The sequence below is a fragment of the Streptomyces sp. NPDC056628 genome (genome assembly GCF_042792555.1).
Classification (GTDB): domain Bacteria; phylum Actinomycetota; class Actinomycetes; order Streptomycetales; family Streptomycetaceae; genus Streptomyces.
Genome location: NZ_JBHTWG010000007.1, coordinates 225,721 through 244,150, shown reverse-complemented (window position 1 = coordinate 244,150; position 18,430 = coordinate 225,721). Strand labels below are relative to the sequence as shown.

The 18,430-nt window shown below is 66.5% G+C and carries 15 protein-coding genes and 4 pseudogenes; 9 read left to right on the top strand and 10 right to left on the bottom strand.

Features of this window, described 5'->3' with window-relative positions:
- Positions 1–236: 236 nt before the first annotated feature.
- Positions 237–1,457, top strand: a complete 1,221-nt coding sequence (locus ACFRAC_RS13050; RefSeq protein ID WP_382923951.1) for a serine/threonine-protein kinase — start codon at positions 237–239, stop codon at positions 1,455–1,457.
- A gap of 178 nt (positions 1,458–1,635) precedes the next feature.
- Here the strand turns inward: ACFRAC_RS13050 and ACFRAC_RS13045 are convergent.
- A pseudogene (locus ACFRAC_RS13045) lies at positions 1,636–1,971 on the bottom strand (DUF4259 domain-containing protein); the annotation flags it as partial.
- A 109-nt stretch (positions 1,972–2,080) separates the two neighbouring features.
- Here ACFRAC_RS13045 and ACFRAC_RS13040 point away from each other — a divergent pair.
- Positions 2,081–2,311 (top strand): annotated as a pseudogene (locus tag ACFRAC_RS13040) (hypothetical protein); the annotation flags it as partial.
- Between the two features lie 253 nt (positions 2,312–2,564).
- Here the strand turns inward: ACFRAC_RS13040 and ACFRAC_RS13035 are convergent.
- The 4 genes from ACFRAC_RS13035 to ACFRAC_RS13020 all read right to left on the bottom strand — a co-directional run bounded on the left by ACFRAC_RS13035 (position 2,565) and on the right by ACFRAC_RS13020 (position 8,174).
- The gene (locus tag ACFRAC_RS13035; protein WP_382923950.1) at positions 2,565–3,395 is read right to left on the bottom strand and encodes a hypothetical protein; all 831 of its coding nucleotides are present in this window, start codon (positions 3,393–3,395) and stop codon (positions 2,565–2,567) included.
- Between the two features lie 1,221 nt (positions 3,396–4,616).
- Positions 4,617–4,778, bottom strand: coding sequence for a hypothetical protein (locus tag ACFRAC_RS13030; RefSeq protein ID WP_382923949.1), 162 nt, complete (start codon positions 4,776–4,778; stop codon positions 4,617–4,619).
- A gap of 890 nt (positions 4,779–5,668) precedes the next feature.
- Positions 5,669–6,862 (bottom strand): glycoside hydrolase family 26 protein, encoded by a 1,194-nt coding sequence (locus tag ACFRAC_RS13025; RefSeq protein WP_382923948.1) that lies wholly within the window; start codon positions 6,860–6,862, stop codon positions 5,669–5,671.
- A complete protein-coding gene (locus ACFRAC_RS13020; RefSeq protein ID WP_382923947.1) occupies positions 6,855–8,174 on the bottom strand; it encodes a glycosyltransferase family 2 protein in 1,320 nt (439 codons plus the stop codon). Before ACFRAC_RS13020 ends, ACFRAC_RS13025 begins: the two co-directional genes overlap by 8 nt.
- Before the next feature lie 402 nt (positions 8,175–8,576).
- Here ACFRAC_RS13020 and ACFRAC_RS13015 point away from each other — a divergent pair, with 402 nt between their 5' ends.
- Positions 8,577–9,881 (top strand): UDP-glucose dehydrogenase family protein, encoded by a 1,305-nt coding sequence (locus ACFRAC_RS13015; RefSeq protein ID WP_382923946.1) that lies wholly within the window; start codon positions 8,577–8,579, stop codon positions 9,879–9,881.
- Between the two features lie 379 nt (positions 9,882–10,260).
- On the opposite strand, the gene ACFRAC_RS13010 is transcribed toward ACFRAC_RS13015, so the two are convergent.
- Together ACFRAC_RS13010 and ACFRAC_RS13005 are read right to left on the bottom strand one after the other, a co-directional pair.
- Positions 10,261–10,395, bottom strand: coding sequence for a hypothetical protein (locus ACFRAC_RS13010; protein WP_382923945.1), 135 nt, complete (start codon positions 10,393–10,395; stop codon positions 10,261–10,263).
- Between the two features lie 1,259 nt (positions 10,396–11,654).
- Entirely contained in the window at positions 11,655–12,344 is a 690-nt protein-coding gene (locus tag ACFRAC_RS13005) for an SGNH/GDSL hydrolase family protein (RefSeq protein WP_382923985.1), read from the bottom strand.
- A 497-nt stretch (positions 12,345–12,841) separates the two neighbouring features.
- Here ACFRAC_RS13005 and ACFRAC_RS13000 point away from each other — a divergent pair, with 497 nt between their 5' ends.
- From ACFRAC_RS13000 to ACFRAC_RS12985, 4 genes are all read left to right on the top strand, one after another.
- Entirely contained in the window at positions 12,842–13,117 is a 276-nt protein-coding gene (locus ACFRAC_RS13000) for a hypothetical protein (RefSeq protein ID WP_382923944.1), read from the top strand.
- 576 nt (positions 13,118–13,693) lie between these two features.
- On the top strand, positions 13,694–14,035 hold the full coding sequence (locus ACFRAC_RS12995) for a hypothetical protein (protein WP_382923943.1): 342 nt from the start codon (positions 13,694–13,696) through the stop codon (positions 14,033–14,035).
- Between the two features lie 171 nt (positions 14,036–14,206).
- The gene (locus ACFRAC_RS12990; protein WP_382923942.1) at positions 14,207–14,710 is read left to right on the top strand and encodes a hypothetical protein; all 504 of its coding nucleotides are present in this window, start codon (positions 14,207–14,209) and stop codon (positions 14,708–14,710) included.
- Between the two features lie 118 nt (positions 14,711–14,828).
- Positions 14,829–15,410, top strand: a complete 582-nt coding sequence (locus ACFRAC_RS12985; protein WP_382923941.1) for an HNH endonuclease — start codon at positions 14,829–14,831, stop codon at positions 15,408–15,410.
- Here the strand turns inward: ACFRAC_RS12985 and ACFRAC_RS12980 are convergent.
- Positions 15,385–15,657: pseudogene (locus ACFRAC_RS12980) on the bottom strand (DUF397 domain-containing protein); the annotation flags it as partial. The gene ACFRAC_RS12985 and the pseudogene ACFRAC_RS12980 sit on opposite strands and share 26 nt — an antisense overlap.
- 76 nt (positions 15,658–15,733) lie before the next feature.
- Positions 15,734–16,153 carry a DUF5753 domain-containing protein gene (locus tag ACFRAC_RS12975; protein ID WP_382923984.1) on the bottom strand — a complete coding sequence of 140 codons (420 nt, stop codon included), beginning with the start codon at positions 16,151–16,153 and terminating at the stop codon, positions 15,734–15,736.
- A gap of 139 nt (positions 16,154–16,292) precedes the next feature.
- Here ACFRAC_RS12975 and ACFRAC_RS12970 point away from each other — a divergent pair.
- Positions 16,293–16,427, top strand: a pseudogene (locus ACFRAC_RS12970) (site-specific integrase); the annotation flags it as partial.
- 3 nt (positions 16,428–16,430) lie between these two features.
- Positions 16,431–16,568 carry an integrase gene (locus tag ACFRAC_RS12965; protein WP_382923940.1) on the top strand — a complete coding sequence of 46 codons (138 nt, stop codon included), beginning with the start codon at positions 16,431–16,433 and terminating at the stop codon, positions 16,566–16,568.
- Positions 16,569–17,716: 1,148 nt separating this feature from the next.
- On the opposite strand, the gene ACFRAC_RS12960 is transcribed toward ACFRAC_RS12965, so the two are convergent.
- Positions 17,717–18,022: a hypothetical protein gene (locus tag ACFRAC_RS12960; protein ID WP_382923939.1), complete on the bottom strand. Its 306-nt coding sequence runs from the start codon at positions 18,020–18,022 to the stop codon at positions 17,717–17,719.
- Between the last annotated feature and the right edge of the window lie 408 nt (positions 18,023–18,430).

Below are 18,430 nucleotides of genomic sequence, written 5' to 3'. Positions count from 1 at the left end.
CTCCGGATCGCTGTAGAAGTGGGTTCAGGGACCCAGGGCCTCGTGGCACCTGCTCGCACCCCAGTCCGGGCGGGTGGTCGCGCGAATGAGGGACAGGCAGGTGAACCCCCCGTCGTCTGCCTGCCTTAAGCGCACCCCGGCGCCCGGTCCGAGAGCGAGTGCGTCGGCCCGGTCGACCGGGGCCCGAACGCCCTCGAACCGAACCGTCTGGGCCTGGGGGAACCACGAGCAACGCGATGATCGGGGTGGGTGTGCAGGGTCTGCTGGCGGACCGCTATGAGTTGCAGGAGCTGCTGGGACGCGGCGCGATGGGCGAGGTGTGGCGGGCCTGCGACCACCTCCTCGGGCGCCCCGTGGCCGTCAAACTGCTGCACGCCGAGGAAGGGACGGACGCCGAGCGATTCCGCCAGGAGGCGCGGATCGCGGCCCGGCTCAACCACCCCAACGTCGTGGGCATGTACGACTTCGGCTCGCACCATGACCAGCCCCATCTGGTCATGGAACTCGTCGACGGCTGGAACCTGGCCCAGGAACGCTCCCTGCGCGGCGCCCTGGCCCCGGCCGAGGCGGCAGCCATCGCGGCCCAGGCGGCGGCCGGCCTCTCCGCGGCACACCGCCAGGGAGTGGTCCACCGGGACGTCAAACCCGCCAACGTCATGCTGACCACCGACCGCACGGTGAAGATCGCCGACTTCGGCATCGCACGCTTCGCCGAGGAGGCCGCCAGCAACCTGACCGCCACGGGCAAGATCATCGGCACCGCCGACTACCTGGCTCCGGAACGCGCGTTGGGCCGTCCCGCGCAGCCGGCGTCCGACGTCTACTCCCTCGGCTGCGTCCTGTACGAACTGCTCACCGGGCGGCCTCCGTTCCGCGGAGCGACGTCACTGGCCGTGGTCCAGCAGCACGTCAGTGCCACACCGGCACAGCCCGACCACCTGCGCCCCGGCATCCCGCAGCCGCTCTCCGACTACGTGCTGCGGATGCTCGCGAAGGACCCGGCCCACCGGCCCACCGCCGAGCAGGCGGCCGACTGGCTCGCCGCGCAGGACGGGACACCGCGACCGGCCGAGCACGACGGCACCACCCTCATGCCCACCCCGGCCGTTCCATCGCCTCCGCCCCCACACGCCGGTGATTCCCGCGCCGGCACGCACTCCCGCCCCAGCGGTCGCCGCAAACCGGCCTCCAAAGCCGTTCTCGCCGGCGCCGGCCTCGCGCTGTTCGCCGGGGCCACGGCCCTCGGAGCAGCACTGAATTCCGGCGCCGAGGCGCCTACGTCTCCGACCTCCCCCTCACCCACGCGCACCGCATCACCGCCCGCCGATCGACCCCCGGCCACGACCCCGTCGCCAGCCGTTCCGTCCGCCAGGACGGCACCCAGGCCGGAGCACGGTGGCGCCAAGGGCGGCGAGCGGCCAGGCAAGCACGACGACGGGAAGGGAGGACCGCGGTGAGGTCGCGAGGGCAGTCGGCTGCGCAACTGGTGGCGCTCCGAATTCGAGGCCGAACGTATGGAGCTGCCTGGGCATCTCCTTCATACGTGGCCGTCTGGCCACGCTGATGTCTGCCGTGGACGTCATTGCTGTCGAGCGCAGTGGCCATCGGCGAGCGCGTGGTCGTAGCTGGGACGCGTCACATCTCGAACAGCGCGTCTTCCTGCGCCCTCGATGCCGGATCGAGTAGCTGGCGCAGGTGCGCAATGCTGCCGCGCCAGCGCCCGCCCTCTTCCGCTCCCCAGAGTTCGGACAGCTCGGATCTGTCGGCGAGGACTCGGTCCAGGGCCTCGGCGGCCGATCGCCTGACGTCCGCCGACATGCTCGGTATGGGCTCTTCCGGGCCGTAGCGGAGGCTGACCGATTCGCCGCCCGGACATTGGGCGGCGATCAGGGCGGCAGCGGCTACGGCCTCCTCGGCGTCGGGCGCCCCCAGGTAGTCCTGGTTGTCGACGGAACGCATCAGCGCCCCGCGGACGAGACGTTCGTCGCCACCGAGTGGCTTGGCGGTGTAGGTACATCAGCTGGGGGAGCGGTCGTACTTTAGGGCTCGCTGTGGTGACGACCTGCAGCGGAAGGCCTTCCGGCACGGCACGGCCGACCTGTTGACCGCCGCCGGGGTCGCGCCGCGGGTCGTGATGGAGATCCTTGGTCGCTCCCAGATCGGCATCACCCTGGACGTCCGCACCCACGTCGTGCAGGACACCGAGCGCGAGGCCATGAGCCACATGGACCGAAGGCCCCGGATCGTGATCGATCCGGGGCCTTCGCGCTGGTGCCTTCGGCAGGATTCGAACCTGCGACACCCGCTTTAAGGAGTTCGATCCGGGCCCGCTCCGGCCGCTGCGCCGACGGGCACTGCGGCCGGGCGGGTGCCCTGGGGTACGTCTCCGTCCGGCGTCGTTGATGCCAACCGTGGATGTCAGAAGCACTCGAGGCAGTCAATGCTCAAGTTGGTGGACCAGACTGGCGGCGCCGACGAAGCTTGCCGCTCGATCGGGCACGGATGGGGCACGAGCACCTTCTCCCGCGCCTCTTCGGGGTGCTTCCCCCCAGTGGGGCGCTACGTCACTTCGCCGCGACGTAGACGCCCGTGGCGCTGACGCCGGGGGTAGTCGAAACGCCGGCGTAGCTGTAGCGCCAGTAGCCGCTGTAGTTCACGGTGGCCGTGGTCTTCAGGTTGCCGTACGAGTCGGTGTACACCGTCTTGATCGTGGTGTACGTGGTGGAGCCGGCCTTGCGGAACTGGAGCTTGACCGGCTGGTTGGTGTAGCCGTGGTACAGGTTGTCGTCCCAGTTGGCGCGGGAGAGCTTGCCGGACGCCGTGAAGGTCTTGCCCTTGGAGACGGACGTCGAGCTCACGGTGGTCGTCAGCTTCGAGTAGCGCTGCACCAGGGTGGTGCCCAGGCCGCTCTGGTCCTTGAAGCCGACCTTGCTCATGTCGGGGTTCTGCTGGTCCTGGCCGTTGAAGGCGACGGCCTCGGCGGCCACGTTCCAGGTGCCGGCGTCCGCGATCTTCGGGTCGGCGTCGGTCGGGTAGATGTTGATGGAGCCCTTGCAGGTGGCCGTCGTCGACGAGGTGGCGGTGCAGGTCGCCGGGTCGTCGCCGTACAGCTCGGGGGCCGTGTCGCTGTAGGTGCCGTGGTACAGGAAGGCGTCCGTGTAGAAGTCGCTCGCGGCGATGTTCACGGTCGAGCCGTGCGTCAGTGTGTACGAGTACGAGACGCTGACCTCGTTGGTGGTGCCGACCTTGATCGCTTTGGCGATCGAGACGTTGGAGAAGCTCGCGTCCAGCGTGTAGGGGGTGCCCGAGTCGGTGACGGCCTGCGCGGCCGGGACTGCGAGGGCGGAGATGGCCAGGGCGCCGGAGACGGCGGCCACGGTGGCACGTATGCGCATGTGCGTTCCCTCGGAGGGAGAAGTGATCGTGGAGTCGGTTGACTCACGCGAGATCAGATCCGCGAGGGTCGCCGCTGGTTGTACGCCCGTTGTCTCGGTGGACCAGATTTAGCGCACGGTTTACTGATCCATTGCGCAAGTGTGGGACGTTGACTCGCCTCGCAGCCAGCGGCGGCGGGTCGTGCAGGACACGCAGCGCGAGGCCATGAGTCACATGGACCGGCTGCTCAGGAAGCGGCGTCCCGGTCGTCAGTGACCGCCCCCGTTGATGTCAGAAGTGGATGTCAAAGGCCCCGGACCATGATCGGTCCGGGGCCTTTTGGCGGGTTCCCCGGCAGGATGCGAACCTGCGACACCCGCTTCAGGAGGGAGGCGGGGTGACCTCCCTCCTGAGCTGCGGCTTCACCGACCGAGGAAGCGGGCGGCTACTCGACCGCGGGACACCGGTGTTGACCGTAACTGACCCCTGCATCTGACACGGTTGTGGCACGAACCCCAACCGCCGACAGTCCGCCACGATGATCATTTGTCGTTGGTTCAGCCACTGACCTGGGCGAACGTCCAGGTGTGGCGGCCTCGGGCAGGGCGGCTTTCACCGTGGTTCCCCGCTACTCCCCGCTCTATCTTGTGCGCTTGTGGCGGCGGGCTAAGCACCGTGGTCTGGAGCCGGCTCGATGACGTCGGCCCAAACCAGATCGCCCCACGGGTTTCCCTCTACGCCGAGGCGCTCCGCGACGACATCATCGAGGAACTTCGCGCGAGCCACCTCAACCGCTTCGCCCGGCCACCACAACGAGTCGCACTCGGTGCACAGCGAGAAAGGTGCCCCGTCGGCCCTGAAGCGGTATGGGTGGACCCAGTCCTGCCCGCAGCGCGGACAGACTTGCTCGGTTGGCATGACTGGCACGGTATCCCGGCGGGGACGCACTCTTTCCAAGTGTGTTGACGTCGCTCCTGTGTGCGTACGGATCCGATCGTCTGCGTTCACGGCCGCTCGCGTCCCGCGGTGCCGGGCTGGGCTCGACGCATGCAGACGGCGGCGGACGCCTGCGAATGAGACCAGAAATGAGACCGCGACCAGTCGCGCCGCCAGGGCGCAGATGCTTGGCCCGTGGTAACTCGGTCAGGGGCCGTTCTCGTGAGCGTTGTCCGCCAGCGACCGCGGGTCCCCGTTCTTTCCCGACCGAACGGGCACGGGAGGGGCATGTCGACTGACCATCCCTAGACTGCGAGCAGCCCGGCGAGCACCACAGCCCCCGCCGCGGAGAAGACCCGCTGCTTCCTCCAGCCCGGCCCCGAAGCCTGGCGGTTCAGTTCCCACATGAACACCAGACCGCCACCGAGGCCCAGAGCGCTCCGCAGCAGGAAAATAGTCGTGTGCACAGGGAGCCTCCAGGGACCTTCGAACGGAGGGGGAAGGCTACCCCTGGTGGTGGTCGCGTGGATGGCCAGCCCCGGCGTGGAAGCTCCGACCCTCTCGAGGCGAACTACGGGCAGGGAGGCCGCTGAGGTCTGTCGGGCTGGTCGCCCCGGGTGCCTGCGGTCGGTGATGACTGACTGCGGTCGCAGTGGTTGCTGTACTTCGCTGCTGTACAGCAGAGCAGCCCTTCATGCCAGTCCTCCGGGCTTGGGCATGGTGCTTCCAATGTCGCAGATCCAATCGGGTGACCTGGGGCTGTCCGACTGGACGACTGTCGCCAGTGGTCGACACCAGCCGTCGTTGGTCGCCCTCGGACGGCCCACAGACGGCCCGGCCCAGACATTCAGATTCCCCGGGCAGCCCTGGTGGCGGCTGGGCGGCTGTGGGCTCTTCCCTCCTGTCCGACGTAAGCGTCAGGGCGGGAGTCCGGCGCGCACCTCAGTGAGAGGCATCGACTGCCAACACCGCGGCTATACACAAACCAACAATCACCAGATATCCCTCTTGGGTCTTCCATATCGACTTCTTCAGAATCCTTTCAGTCGTCGCCCTGCTCGGCTTCAGAGGGTCATAAACAACTCGAACGACGGATTCATCCCCCACGAGTCTAAGATCCTCGGGCGCGATCGTGACATAGTGCCTTTCTCATCTTTCGTCGCGATAAATGACATCAATTGAGGAAATGTTGGCGTTCCAGCTCGTACCGCCACATCTACCTTCGGTGACCTGGCCGAGTTTGGCGCGGCACCGGGCTGCCTGGGCGCGGCAGGTGCGAAGGACTGGCGCTTCACCCAGACCCCGGGGACCCCCCGTGCCTTCGCCGGCGGGTTGGACACCGTACTGCTGGCGAGGATCAGCCGGTCGTAGTGGTGGTGGAGGCCGTCGGTGTCGCCGACGTCGACAGGTCCGCCGACCCGGTCAGGTCGATGTCCGCGAGCCCGCGCCGGAAGGCCTTGAGCGTCGCCGCGTTCTCGGTGAAGCGCCAGTCCGCGCCGCCGCCCTGTTCCCGGTCGCGTTCGAACCAGATGAAGCCGATGACGTCGTCACGCTCGCTCTTCCCGAACCACTTGAAGAAGTCGCTGATCCACGCCGCCTTCGACGTGCCGGGCTGCGCGCCGGCCTCGGTGATGACGATGGGGTGGTCGGTGAGCTTGCGCAGCTTCTTCAGCGTCGGGTCGAAGACGGCGGCCGCGGTCTTCTCGTGCACGGCGTAGCCGACCATGCCGACCCAGTCGGTGTAGTCGTCGCCGGGATACAGCTCGGCCAGGCTCACCTCGGGCACCGGGCGCAGGATGTTGGGGCTCCACAACCAGATGACGTTGTCGGCGCCGGCCTGCTCGAAGAGGTCGTGGACGTGCTGCCAGGCCTTGACGTAGTCGCCCTTGTGGTTGCCGCTGCGCTGCTCCGACCAGGGGTACCAGGCGCCGTTCATCTCGTGCGCGAAGCGGATCACCACGGGCCACTTGTGGCCGGCGACGGCTTTCGCGAAGCTTGAGACGTACGCGTCGTACGTGCCGTCGGCGATCTTTGAGAGTGCGTACTTCGGCTGGTCGGTGCCGTGCTTCCGGCCGGCCCAGGGCTGCCAGGAGATTACCGGGAGCATGCCCTGTCGGTAGGACGCGTCGACGGCGGTGGGGGCGAAGTCCTCGTTCCAGTTGACGAAGTACTCGGACATGGTCGGCCGCTGCCCGGCCGCCTTCGCCAGGGTGTTGGTTTTCTTGGACGACCAGGGGATCTGGGTGCTGCTGAGGCCGAAGTACTTGCCTTCGGGAGCGGTGAAGGAAGCTTTCTCCGGGACGGTGGTGCGGGCGGCGGACGCCCCGGACGTGAGCCGGTCCTTGATGCCGGGCTTGGCTGCGGGGACACCGAGGCCCTGGTAGACCGGCTCGGAGCTGGAGTTGGCGAGGAGGTAGACGCCGTAGCTGAGCAGCGACAGCACGAGGACGTTGACGGCCATCCACAGCCGCAGCCGGACACCGCTGCCGCGGTTCCACCAGTGCAGGCGCCTGGCGCGGGACCGGACGGAGGACTTGCCTGCCTTAGACACTCATCATCACCGATCCGAAGAGCATGGCGGCGCCCAGCAGGTAGGGGACCACGACGAGGGGGCTGCGGGTGCGTTCGCCGGCGAAGCTGTCGGCGCGGGTTCCCCAGCTCGCGTTGTGGGCCATGCGGAAGAAGCCGAGGAGGCGTACCGGGAGCAGGAGCAGCGTGTTGATGATCATGAAGACCGGCAGGAAGACCATGTCCTTGGGCCGGTAGGCGAAGTGGCGGCCGAAGCGGATCGCCATGGAGATCAGGGACATGAGGGCGGCCAGGCCGAGGACGAACACCAGCGCGTGCCACGGGGTGTGCGGCAGCGGCAGCTGGTTGTAGATGCCGGGCTTGTCGCGCCGCCAGGCGGCGACGGCCCAGGACGCGAAGGTGCCGAGCAGGACGAAGGGCACCAGGATGTCGGCGATGTAGAACAGCCAGAGCATCTTCGCGTGGCGCAGCATCCACCAGAACATCCGCAGGGTGTTGTACTGCGAGCCGCGCGCCCAGCGGTACTGCTGCTTGGCGAGCTTCCGCAGCTCCAGCGGGGCGTCGGTGTAGACCAGCGAGGTGGACTGGTAGACGCTCTTGTACCCGGCCTTGAGGGTGTAGTTGGTCAGTGTCCGGTCGTCGCTGACCTCCAGGAAGACGCCGAGGAACTTCTCGTTGAGGAAGTCCTCCATGCAGTCCTCCAGGATGCTCCGGCGGAAGGCGATGGTCCGGCCGGGCAGGCAGCCCACCGTGCCGACCACGCTCATCGCGGGCATCGAGTAGTGGCAGCGGACGCTCTCCAGCCAGTCGGCCCAACGGGTGAGCACCGAGCGCCCGGGGTCGAGGATCCGCTGTCGGGTGGTGACACCGCCGACCTCAGGATCGCGGAAGGGCTTCACCAGTTCGGCCAGGGTGTCCGTGGTCCAGATGGTGTCCGAGTCGACGAGTACGGCGATCTCGCCGGTCGCATCCTCCAGGCCGACGCGCAGCGCGTTGCGCTTGCCGGGTATCTCGGTCCAGCGCCAGTCGACACCCATGTCGGTGCAGATGTCCTCCAGAACCGGGTTGCGTCGGCCGTTGATGACGACGATGACCTCGGTCGGCTGCTGCTCGGTTATTCGCTGGAGTACGGAACGGAAAAGGTCTTCCGGCTCGTCGACGACGGGAATGATGACCGAGGTCGTCGTCTGCCAGGGTCGCTTCCATGGTTTGTAGCGGCGGGCCAGCAGAATGCGGATAATCCAGAGCGACCAGACCATGGTCATGAAAACGGCGAACGGGTAGACGACTCCGTTGTTCCGCCATTCTCTCAATTCCAGCAAATACGCAAGCATGACCTTCCCTGAGCCGTGGAATCGGAGATTCAGGCACGGAAGGTCGTGTGCCGGCAGGCCGTGCCGACTGCTCCGCCGGGCCTGTGCGGCCCCGGTCGCCCTCCTACCTCTGGTGTCGGCGACATCGATGCTGATCTCGTCAACTGGCCGGAACCTAGCAGGAGTTACAGTGTGCTAAATCATGAAAAACACCTCAAAAGGGCACATCAAGATCGTTCGTTATTCAATGGAGATGTGAAAGATGTGTGAGGGTTACACGTTCAAGGCGCGGAAGATCACGCTCGTGTGACGGTTGCGTGACATGGGTCGGCGCGGTCGATCCGCTCTCTTCCCCGGGTTATGGTTCCGCTCTCCACAGACCTCCAAAGGGGTCACTGAGCACCATGTGCGGAAGGCGATTCAGTGTCTGCCCGTGTGACAGTCATCGGCACCGGATATCTCGGTGCCACGCATGCTGCCTGTATGGCGGAAATAGGCCACGAGGTTCTCGGGCTCGACGTCGACCCGGACAAGATCGCCGCATTGCGATCCGGCCGGGTCCCTTTCTATGAACCCGGCCTGGAAGAGCTTCTGGCCAAACACGTGGCCACCGGGCGGCTGCGCTTCACCACCTCTTACGAGGAAGTCGCCGAATTCGGCGAAGTCCACTTCTCCTGCGTCGGCACCCCGCAGTCGCCCGGTGGCAACGCGGCGGACCTGCGCTACGTCGACGCCGTCATCGAGCACCTGGCCCCGCTTCTGGTCGGCCGGAACGCGCTCGTGGTCGGCAAGTCCACCGTTCCGGTCGGCACCGCCGAGCGACTCGCGGCGATGCTGCCCGAGGACGCCGAACTCGCCTGGAACCCCGAGTTCCTCCGGGAGGGCTTCGCCGTCGAGGACACCCTGCGGCCGGACCGGCTGGTCTTCGGCGTGCGATCGACGGCGGCGGAGGCGCGCCTGCGCGTGGTCTACGCCCCCGTCATCTCGAACGGAACTCCGGTCGTCGTCACCGATTTCCCGACGGCGGAGCTGGTGAAGACCTCGGCCAACGCATTCCTGGCCACCAAGATCTCCTTCATCAACGCCATGGCCGAGGTCTGCGAGGCCGCTGGCGCCGACGTCAGCCTCCTCGCCGAGGCCCTGTCTCACGACACCCGCATCGGCGGCCGCTTCCTGCGCGCCGGAGTCGGATTCGGTGGAGGCTGCCTGCCCAAGGACATCCGCGCCTTCATGGCTCGAGCGGGAGAGTTGGGCGTGGACCAGGCACTGACCTTCCTCCGCGAGGTCGACCACATCAACATGCGCCGCCGCAGCCGGGTCGTGGACCTGGCACGCGAAGCGGTCGGGGGCAGCTTCCTCGGCCGCCGGATCGCCGTCCTGGGCGCTGCCTTCAAGCCCGACTCCGACGACATACGGGACTCCCCGGCCCTCAACGTGGCCGCGCAGATACAGCTCCAGGGCGGCAACGTCAGCGTCTACGACCCCAAGGCCATGGACAACGCTCGCAAGGCGTTCCCGACCCTGGCCTACGCGACCTCCGCCGAGGATGCCCTGTGTCAGGCCGACGTCGTCCTCCACCTCACCGAGTGGCAGGAGTTCCGGGACCTGGACCCCGCCGTAGTGCGCGACATGGTGGCGCGGCCGTACGTCATCGACGGCCGCAATGCCCTGGACGACGGACGGTGGCGCGCGGCGGGATGGACGTACCGCGCGCTCGGCCGGCCCTGAACACAGCCCACGCGTCGCATGTGCGCGCCGACCAGAACGGCCCCGGGGCGCACATCCACCCTCCCGCGCCCTGGGACGCTTTTCTTCCCGACCACTGCCGAGAAGTTCAGGAAGCACACCGCCCGTACGGGGGGCGCTGGACCGAGCTCGGCACCGCGGTCGGCCCGTCGGCCGTCGCCGCCGCGTCCGGCCCTCGTCTGGACGGCGCCGCCGGGTCGTCCTCGGCAAGGTCCACCATGGGGCGATCAACCCGGCCCGTACGCCGCCACCGCTGATCCCCACCGCGCGAGTGGAAGCCTGACACCGCGCGGCGCCTGCGGCCGGTCCGGCCGGCGCGACCACCGTGGGCCTGCGGCTCGTACCGGGATCTGAGCGTCTCTCAGCCGCTCAGGCTGATGGCGTGGGCGGCCTCGGTCTGCCCGTGGCCCAGACCGAGGCCGCCGGCCAGGAAGGCTTCTGCGGTGGCGGCCCAGCTGCACAGGGTGACCAGTCGAAGGTCAACCGCTCCCAGCACCAGCGGGGAGCCCGTCAGGCCATTTCGGCTTGCGCTGGTCCCCGCGCTGATCTCTGGTACTGGCAACCGTCTCTGCAGCAGACGGCTACCAAGTAGGCAGACCCAATCCTGCGGACAGTCCAATTTGCCTGCTGCGCATGGGACAGCCCTGCCACCATCACCTGCAACCGTTCCTGACAGGCAGTCAGATTGCGTTTCACGGCGTTCCCATTTCCCAGGGAAGACGAGCCAGCCGAACTACTCCGCGGTAAAATCGCAGGTCAAGCGTGCCCCCGGCAGGGGTTCGAGCCTGCGACACCTGCTTTAGGAGTGGGATCGAATCCTTCGGGTGGTGTCTGGCTGTGCCGCGTGACGCTGTTCTGCCTGATCAGCGCCATGCGGTACGGGGGAAGAACCAGCGTGTGACGGCTCGGCCCACGCCGTCCGCTCACGCATCGCTCACGCGTGTGGGGCGTTTGAGGTTCCCCCGCTGCGCGGGAGCGGGCGTCTCTTGGCGCGCCACGGGGGAGGCGAGCCGGACGCACGCTGTCGGCAACAGTGTCGTTGTGTGGGATCCCAAAGCCCGCGCCATGCCCTATGACCGGCCATCGAGTGGGCGTCGGCCCGCCCGACGCACTCGGCCAGCGACTGGGTTCCGACCGAGGGGCGGTACGCGGACATCGAGGTGCGGGTGTGGGGGTTCGGAGGACGGAGGTGATCGCGGGCAGGGGAGAACGCCAGGACTGTCGCGCGAATGATCTCCCAGAGCGGGGACACGGCCCGGGCCTCAGCTACGGCGGCCCGGACCGACCCCGGCCAGCCCCGTCCCGAGAAGGACGTATGCGGCGAGGGCCAGGATCGGTATGTGCCCGCCCGCGCGGTCGATGTCGTCGGTGAAGTACCCGGACAACCCCAACCAGATCAACCCACCGACGGCCACGAGCACGGTGTTGCTGGTCTCCCCCCATCGTCCGCATGCCGGCCCACAGCAGAAGGGGCATGAGAACCCAGGAAGCGGCTGTGGTGAGCAGGAACTCGAAGCCGCCGGAGGACATCGCGTCTCCGCTCTCGGCTGCGCTGTCGCGTGCCCACGCGAAGCCGGCGGACATAAGGGTGTGGCAGGCCGCGGTGGCGGCGGCGACGGTGACGACGCCTTTGGCAAATCGCACGTACCGCATGGCGGGAATCCTCGCTCTTCGCAGGCCGATGGGCCCCAACACGGGTGTTGGGGCCCACGGATGTGTGCGGACGGAGACCATGGGTGGTCTGTCCTTCAGGGGCTACAGGGCGCACTCCAGGGCGTTGGCGTAGAGCCGGGCACCGGAGATCTTCGGGTGGAACGACTTCATCGACGGATTGGGCGAATCGTTGTCCGCCTCGGACCGGCCGTCGGGGACGGTACCGTGGATGCTTTCGGGGTCACCGCAGATCGCCTTGCCCTGGAAGTCCGGCGCGGGGTCGACGAAGGTGGCTCCGACCGGCGTCGCGGCGGCCTTCATCTCCTGGCTCAGCTTCGGAGCGACCTCGTCGTTCAGCCACGGCGCCTCCTCGGTTCCGATACCCGGGACGCACTGACCGTTCCCGGACAGGAGCGGCGGGTAGCCCACGAGGTAGATCTTGGGCTGCGGCGCACGGGCCTTGATCTCGTTCAGCACCTTGACGATCCTCGGCTTGACCTGGTTGGTGATCCAAGCTGGCATGAAGTCCTTGAGCGGACCGCTCATCTCGCCGGTCTTGTCGCCGGTGTCCGGGTTCCGCTTCTCGATCTCGGCGTTCTGGCAGAGCTTCAGTCCGGACGCCCAGACGCATTCATTGAACACGTCCGTGAACAGGGAGTCGTTACCGCCGATGGCGATGGTCACGATGTCCGTGTTCTGACCGAGGTAACCGAGATCCATCTGCGGCAGCGAGTTCTGCTGCCCGTTGCCGCCAGCCCAGAGGTTGTAAGTGCGGGCGCCGGAGCAGGCGATGAAGCTGAAGTTCCCCCGTGATCGTGGACAGCAGATCCAGTGCTGTCGGCCACGTCCCGGTCGGCCGCAGGTGTAACACGACTCGCGGTAGGTCGTGGGGCACGGCGTGGACGTCCACAGCCGCCACGTGCTCGCTCACGTCGCGGCCGTCAACCGCGACAGCGAAAGAGCGCCCGTCAAACGTGAGCTGGAAACGGTTCGATTCTGTCACCGGCGGAGCCTAGACCCAGGAGCCTTGCCGCAGACCCGAACTTGCTGGTCGACAGGCCACTCCCCTCGAATTAGTCCAAAGATGCACAGAGTTGTACCTGCGTGAGGAGACGGTATCCAGCGGGTATGCAGGCCGCGCAGCATTGCCCGAATGTGACGGAAAACGAGCACCTGCATTCCAAGTGTGCCGTGAATCTCCTGTGTTTTGATCAGATTGACCCGGCGCGGGCGCGACAAAACGGGCGTCCCGTGCTGTTCTGACCGAAATCAGGGGATACAACTTGAGATTGAAGAAGCTGCTGGCTGCCAGCGCAGTCACGCTGGGCCTGTTGGGGGGCAGTCTCAGCGCTGCTCACGCGTCCGAGAATCCCGGTGCCGCATTGAAAACACCGGGGCAGGCCGTCAGTTGGGCTGCGCCGGTTGCAGAGGACGACGTGCCGCTGCCGGAAGACCTGGACGAGTCGTCGACGGAGCTTGACGACGAGATCTCTCAGCCGGTGCCGGAGACAGAAGACGAGGCCCCGTTCGTCATGGGGGCCACTCCAGGAGACGAGGGCTCCTAGGAAGAAGGCATCGAGAATCCCGACCCGCTGGCGGGTGCTCAAAGCCCCTCCATTACGTGTCGGGCACGCCTTCTGAACGCCATGCGGGACGGAAGCGAGGAACCGATTACCTGCGCGACAGAGGACAGCACGCCGAGCGTGGCCCCGCCGCGTGCCTCCGTTTCCGCGTGGCCCCCCGAACTGGTGCGATGACCACGGAGTCAGCGGCAAGTGGTACGTCAACCGGTTCAAGGCGTGCGGCGTCTTCTCCGCCACTGCCAGTGTCATCAACCCGCGCACCGGCGCGGTGACCGGCACCCTGCACTACCTGGTGCGTGCCTACGCCTACAGCGGACGGGACGTTCCGAACTGGGCCTATCAGGTGGAACTGATGGAGGTCTCCAGCACGGGGACCGCCAAGGGAATGAGTGCGTCCGGCAGGGCGAAATGCTCGGGCAAGTGCAAGGTGACCAAGAGCACCTTCCCTTCCCAGGCGATGAGCCAGAACAAGGACGCCGTCGGACAGTTCTTCCTGCAGACGACGATCAAGACTCCCCCAAGGGCCAGAAGGGGGATGGCCAGGCTTCGGCTTCCTGGGTGTTCACCAAGGCCGGAGCCACCCCGAGCAATGAGATCTACCTCCCGACGCCTCCTGTGCGGTGCGACAACGCGCTTCCGGGCACGTCGAAGCCTGGTTGCGTGATGCCGTACCTACCGGAGATGGTCTACGCGAAGGCTGGCGAGTATCCAGAGCTTGCCCAGCACATCGAGGACGCGCAGAACACCCAGAACCTGCCGGGCAAGCACGGCACGACGCGCTGCCTCACCCGGCTGACGGACAAGACCAAGATCAAGGAGAACCGAGACACGTCGTGCCCTTCGAGCCTGCCGCGGCCGACTGGAAAGCAGTGCGACGAGTACCCCTTCGCCTCGACCTAGCAGGGTGCCAAGACCGGCGGCAGTTACAGTCGGCGCATGATCGCTGCAGCGCAGAACGAGGGCGGTGGCCGAGCCCTGGGGAACTTCTACCTGTACAACCGCATCATCGAGAAGGACCGGTTCCTGGTGTGGATCAAGTAGACCCGCACAAGTCGGCATGAGGACTGCGAGATGAGCGACGAGGTCGAACGGGGCAGCGGGCCTGTCCCGGTCCAGTACCACCAGTTCAACATCAGTGACGAGGATGGGCTGACAGGCCCCGACCTCGGCCGCGTGCACAACGGACTCGTGCAGGTCACCGACGGCGTCACCATTGTCCTGACGGGCATCCACACCGGCGACGTGAACGTCAGTGTCACGCTCCACGAGGCCGAACCGGCGCCGGACATCGGAGACTGGCAGGAGATCGTGGAGATTTCAGCGCATTCCGCGTCGGGCGATCTCATGGTCCGCGGCCTGATGGACGACCTGGACGAAGAGCTTCCCGTCCTGTCCTTCGCCGGCCCCGGCGACTACCAGCTGCGCATCCACGCCCGTGGCCGCGACACGGCTGTCGACCTTGCTCCCGGTGAGGTGACCGAGTGGTACCTCATCCAAGCGTGGCCGGCACCCGCCGCAGCGGTGACGGTGCTTCGCCAGAGTGACGGCTACGGCGCGTCAGTACGCGCGCACTGACCAGTTCACCAATCTGCCCGCCCGCTGACCAGGTGGGCGGGCAGATGTCAGTTCGCGTGCCGGAACCGGCGTCGTGACCCGGTGTGCGGCCATCGGCCAGACGCCCAGAATGAGATTCATGAGTGAGCAGCGCACCCGCAAGGCGCAAGAGGACGAGCGGAAAGGCAACAGGCATCGCCACGTCGTTGAAGTCAGCGGGGGACGCCCCGGCCAGTGGACGTTCGATGTCCTTGATCAGGACCGGTGGTCCAGCCTCACGGAGGAGGAGCGGAAGGCGGAGCGGCACAGGGCAGTCAAGCGGCGTCAGAATCGTCGGCGCGCACAGCGCATACGAGAGAACGGTCCACGGGATGTCTACACACCGGTGCAGATCGGGGACCGCGACGGGTGGCGGTGCGTGATCTGTCACAGTGCAGTGAGCCGCGCGTTCACCTCGCCGCATCCTTGCTCTCCGACTGTCCATCACGTCATCGAGGTCATTGCAGGCGGCACTGACACTCTGGACAACGTCGCCCTCGCCCATCGGTTCTGCAACAGCGACTCCTACACCTGGGGCCAGAAGACACCTGCTGAGGCCCGGCGACGGCTGGCGGATCGCGTGCTCTACGGCAAGCACGGGCCAGGGCGACGTGACCGACTGCCTGACGCGGATGCTGTCGCCCTGGCCGACGAGATCACGGGCAGGCTTGACGTTTGTTAGACAGCTTCCCGCGGACCAGAGTGGACGCAGCTGCGGCGAGCGCTCCCTCCTCATCCCCAGCCTTCTCGTCAGCCGCAACGCTCACTGAAATTGCCCCGTGGGCGATTCCGCTGACCAACAGACGCATCGCCACCTTCGAGAACAGCAACGGCCGACGGCCGGCGTCCTTGGAGTCGCGTACTGCGGCGTGTTCGCCCAGTTCCGCGATTTCCACGCAGTCGTTCGCACCCGCGCTGTACGAGCTCTTCCGCCACCGCGCGTGCGTGAGACGACGTCGTGTGGAGCTGCCGTGACGTCGTGCGGGGTGGCAGTGCTGGGCGTGCTCACTCTTCGAGCTCCTTGCTGATGCGTGCGGTGCGGGTGCGCGTCTCCGAAGGGCCGAGGGCGATGTCCCTCAACTGGTCGAAGATGTCCGTGTAGTTGTCCACGTCTTCCGGGGACTCGAGGTACACGGAGTTCTTGGGATTCTCTATCCATACAAGATCCGGCGTGGAGTGCGGGAAGGTTAGGATGACGAACGGACCGTACAACCCGGGATGCGCTCCGAGTGAGAACGGCAGCAGCTGCACGGTGACGTTCGGCTGCTCGCTCGCCTCCACCAGCTTCCGCATCTGGTCGCGCATTACTTCGACACAGCCGACCGTCCTTCGCAACACGGCTTCGTCAAGGATCGCCCAGAGCATGGCGGGAGCCCCACCGCCCAGGCGGCTGTTCTGCCGCTCCATGCGAACCCTGACCCACACCGCGCACCGAAGTCTGCGGCCGGGGTGCGTACCATCTCCTTCCCTGCCGAACTCCTCGACGCCGTCACGCGTCACCTGGAGCACTTCGCTGGTCCGGGACGTGAGGTGGCACGTCTTCGTTGGGCCGCAGGGCGGGTAACTGCGACGGAGCAACTTCCGCGATGACTGGGTCAAGGCCCGGACGGCCGCGGGCGTCACGGCCGAGCTGCACTTCCACGATCTGCGTCACACGGGCAATACGCTGGCCTCGACGGCCGGGGCCAGCACCCGTGAGCTGATGACCCGCATGGGCCACAGCAGCTCGCGCGCCGCGCTGATCTACCAGCACATGACCAGCGACCGTAACCGGGCCATCGCTGATCGCCTCGGGTCCATGATCCGCAAGGGCGGGGCAGAGGCCACCGGCCAGGAGTGATGTGGCATCCGCGTGGCATTAGTGGCACGCGTGTGGCACGGCCTCGAACACCACGAAGGGCCAGCCTGGGAGGAAACCCTCCTGAGCTGGCCCTTTTCCTGTGCCCCCGGCAGGATTCGAACCTGCGACACCCGCTTTAGGAGTTCGGTCCGGTCCGCTCCGTGTGCTGCCGTCCGTTGGTGCGACAGCCGGTCAGGTCTTCTGCTGTGCGCCTTCATCCGGCGTCGTTGATGTCAGCCATGGGTGTCAGGAGCCCGCTGCTTCGCTCGGTGTTGCAGGAGAGTGGACTGGGTATGCCAGTGCTGTCGCGGGTGATGGGTCGGGTCCGAACTCACCGCGTCGCACCACGCCCAGGTACGCCGGTATACGTCATCCCGAAGCGCTACGAAGCTGGATTCGGACAGGTGAGCCGTAGGCAGCGGGACAACTTCTCCCTGAGGAGCTGTCCATGTCTGCCTGGCTCTGGGTTGTTCCCGCGGCTGGGGTCCTCGTCCGCTCTCTTCTGGTGACCCTCATCGCCGCGCTCGCAGTCCTCATGCCCGACGAGAAGCGTGCTCGGCGAGCTGAACGGGTCCTGAGCGTTCTCTTGCGGCGGGGACGCCTTTAGCAAGGTGCTCGCGTGGGCCGGCGCTGACAAGGCGCCCAGTGCATACCGCTGCATCCCTGCGCTGACCTGCTTAGACCCGCCCCTGAAACATGGGGCCTGCGGGACTTCCACACGTATTCGACAGACGACGGTGATGCACTTCGGCTTGACTATGCGTCATGGAGCTTGTTAGACACTCACCCCACAACGTCTGAGGGCCCGGTAACTGCCCCAGAGATTTGGTGCGCCAGCTCCCCAACGACCTGGGCAACGACATGTTGGGCGTCCTCGTCCTGCAGTGCTTCGGTAAGTGCCTGATTGACCGCTGCGTACGGCTGCCCTGCATGTGGGGCGCGGGTTAGGCTAACCGCCCGCTCGATCTTCGCGAGGTGGGCTGCCACGATCGGCATTGCCTTGTGGTACTCGCTGGGGTCCACGGCCATGGGCCAAGCCGATCAGCGCCCACGGATCGAGTCAAGGCCGGCACCGAGCCATCACCTTGGGAAGTCCAGGCACGGATGCGGCAGGACCAATCTGCCGGGCAGGCCGAGCTTCAACGACGCTAGTAGCGGAAACTGGCCCGGGCGCCTCTTACGTGGATGAGGAAGTCGCCGATCGGCTCTTTGCCGTCGGCTGGCACCAGAGCCAAGCCCAGAGCGTCCACGGCGCACAGGGCTTGCTCCGCCCTAGGTGAGTCGGGCTCCGCTGCTTCTACCGAGTGGGTCCACTCATCAAGGATGGGGCGCACGTCCTCCCACGCTGGCGTCGCGGTGAAGCGGCACCGAAACCAGGGCTGGTCGATCTCGTCGAGCGTGAGTGTTCCGAGCAGGGTATGCGCCTGCATAAGCTGCCAGGATCGGTCGGTCATCAGTTCCCCTCGAGAGCCATGCATCGACACAGTAGCCTGCCGATGCATCTGCCCTTGTGACCTTCTAATCCGTAGCTCTACCACAGCTCGGTCAAGCGCGTCCACAGAGGTTGCCGCTCGGCCAATCAGGGTTCGCTATGGGCCATGGTCAGCCGCTTTGGTGGCTGTACTTCGCTGCTGTACTGCCTATGCCACCCTGCTCCGTAGGAGTCGGTGATCGCGGCACAGTTGATGCCGCTTGGCACCAGAACACGTGGGTCATCACGGGACATCTGCATCGATGGCCGCGAGCCTTTCGAAGGAGCAGATGCAGCCTGCCGTATGCCGGACGCTCTTTCCGAGGGAGAAGCTAAAGGTTACGCGTAGCCAAAATTCGACTCCAGGCAAGCATAGTTCGTGTCATTCTTC

Coding starts and splice junctions, on each gene's coding strand:
- ACFRAC_RS13050 (WP_382923951.1), top strand. CDS start 237: ATGATCGGGGTGGGTGTGCAGGGTCTGCTGGCGGACCGCTATGAGTTG.
- ACFRAC_RS13035 (WP_382923950.1), bottom strand. CDS start 3,395: ATGCGCATACGTGCCACCGTGGCCGCCGTCTCCGGCGCCCTGGCCATC.
- ACFRAC_RS13020 (WP_382923947.1), bottom strand. CDS start 8,174: ATGCTTGCGTATTTGCTGGAATTGAGAGAATGGCGGAACAACGGAGTC.
- ACFRAC_RS12990 (WP_382923942.1), top strand. CDS start 14,207: ATGAGCGACGAGGTCGAACGGGGCAGCGGGCCTGTCCCGGTCCAGTAC.
- ACFRAC_RS12985 (WP_382923941.1), top strand. CDS start 14,829: ATGAGTGAGCAGCGCACCCGCAAGGCGCAAGAGGACGAGCGGAAAGGC.
- ACFRAC_RS12965 (WP_382923940.1), top strand. CDS start 16,431: ATGACCCGCATGGGCCACAGCAGCTCGCGCGCCGCGCTGATCTACCAG.
- ACFRAC_RS12960 (WP_382923939.1), bottom strand. CDS start 18,022: ATGACCGACCGATCCTGGCAGCTTATGCAGGCGCATACCCTGCTCGGA.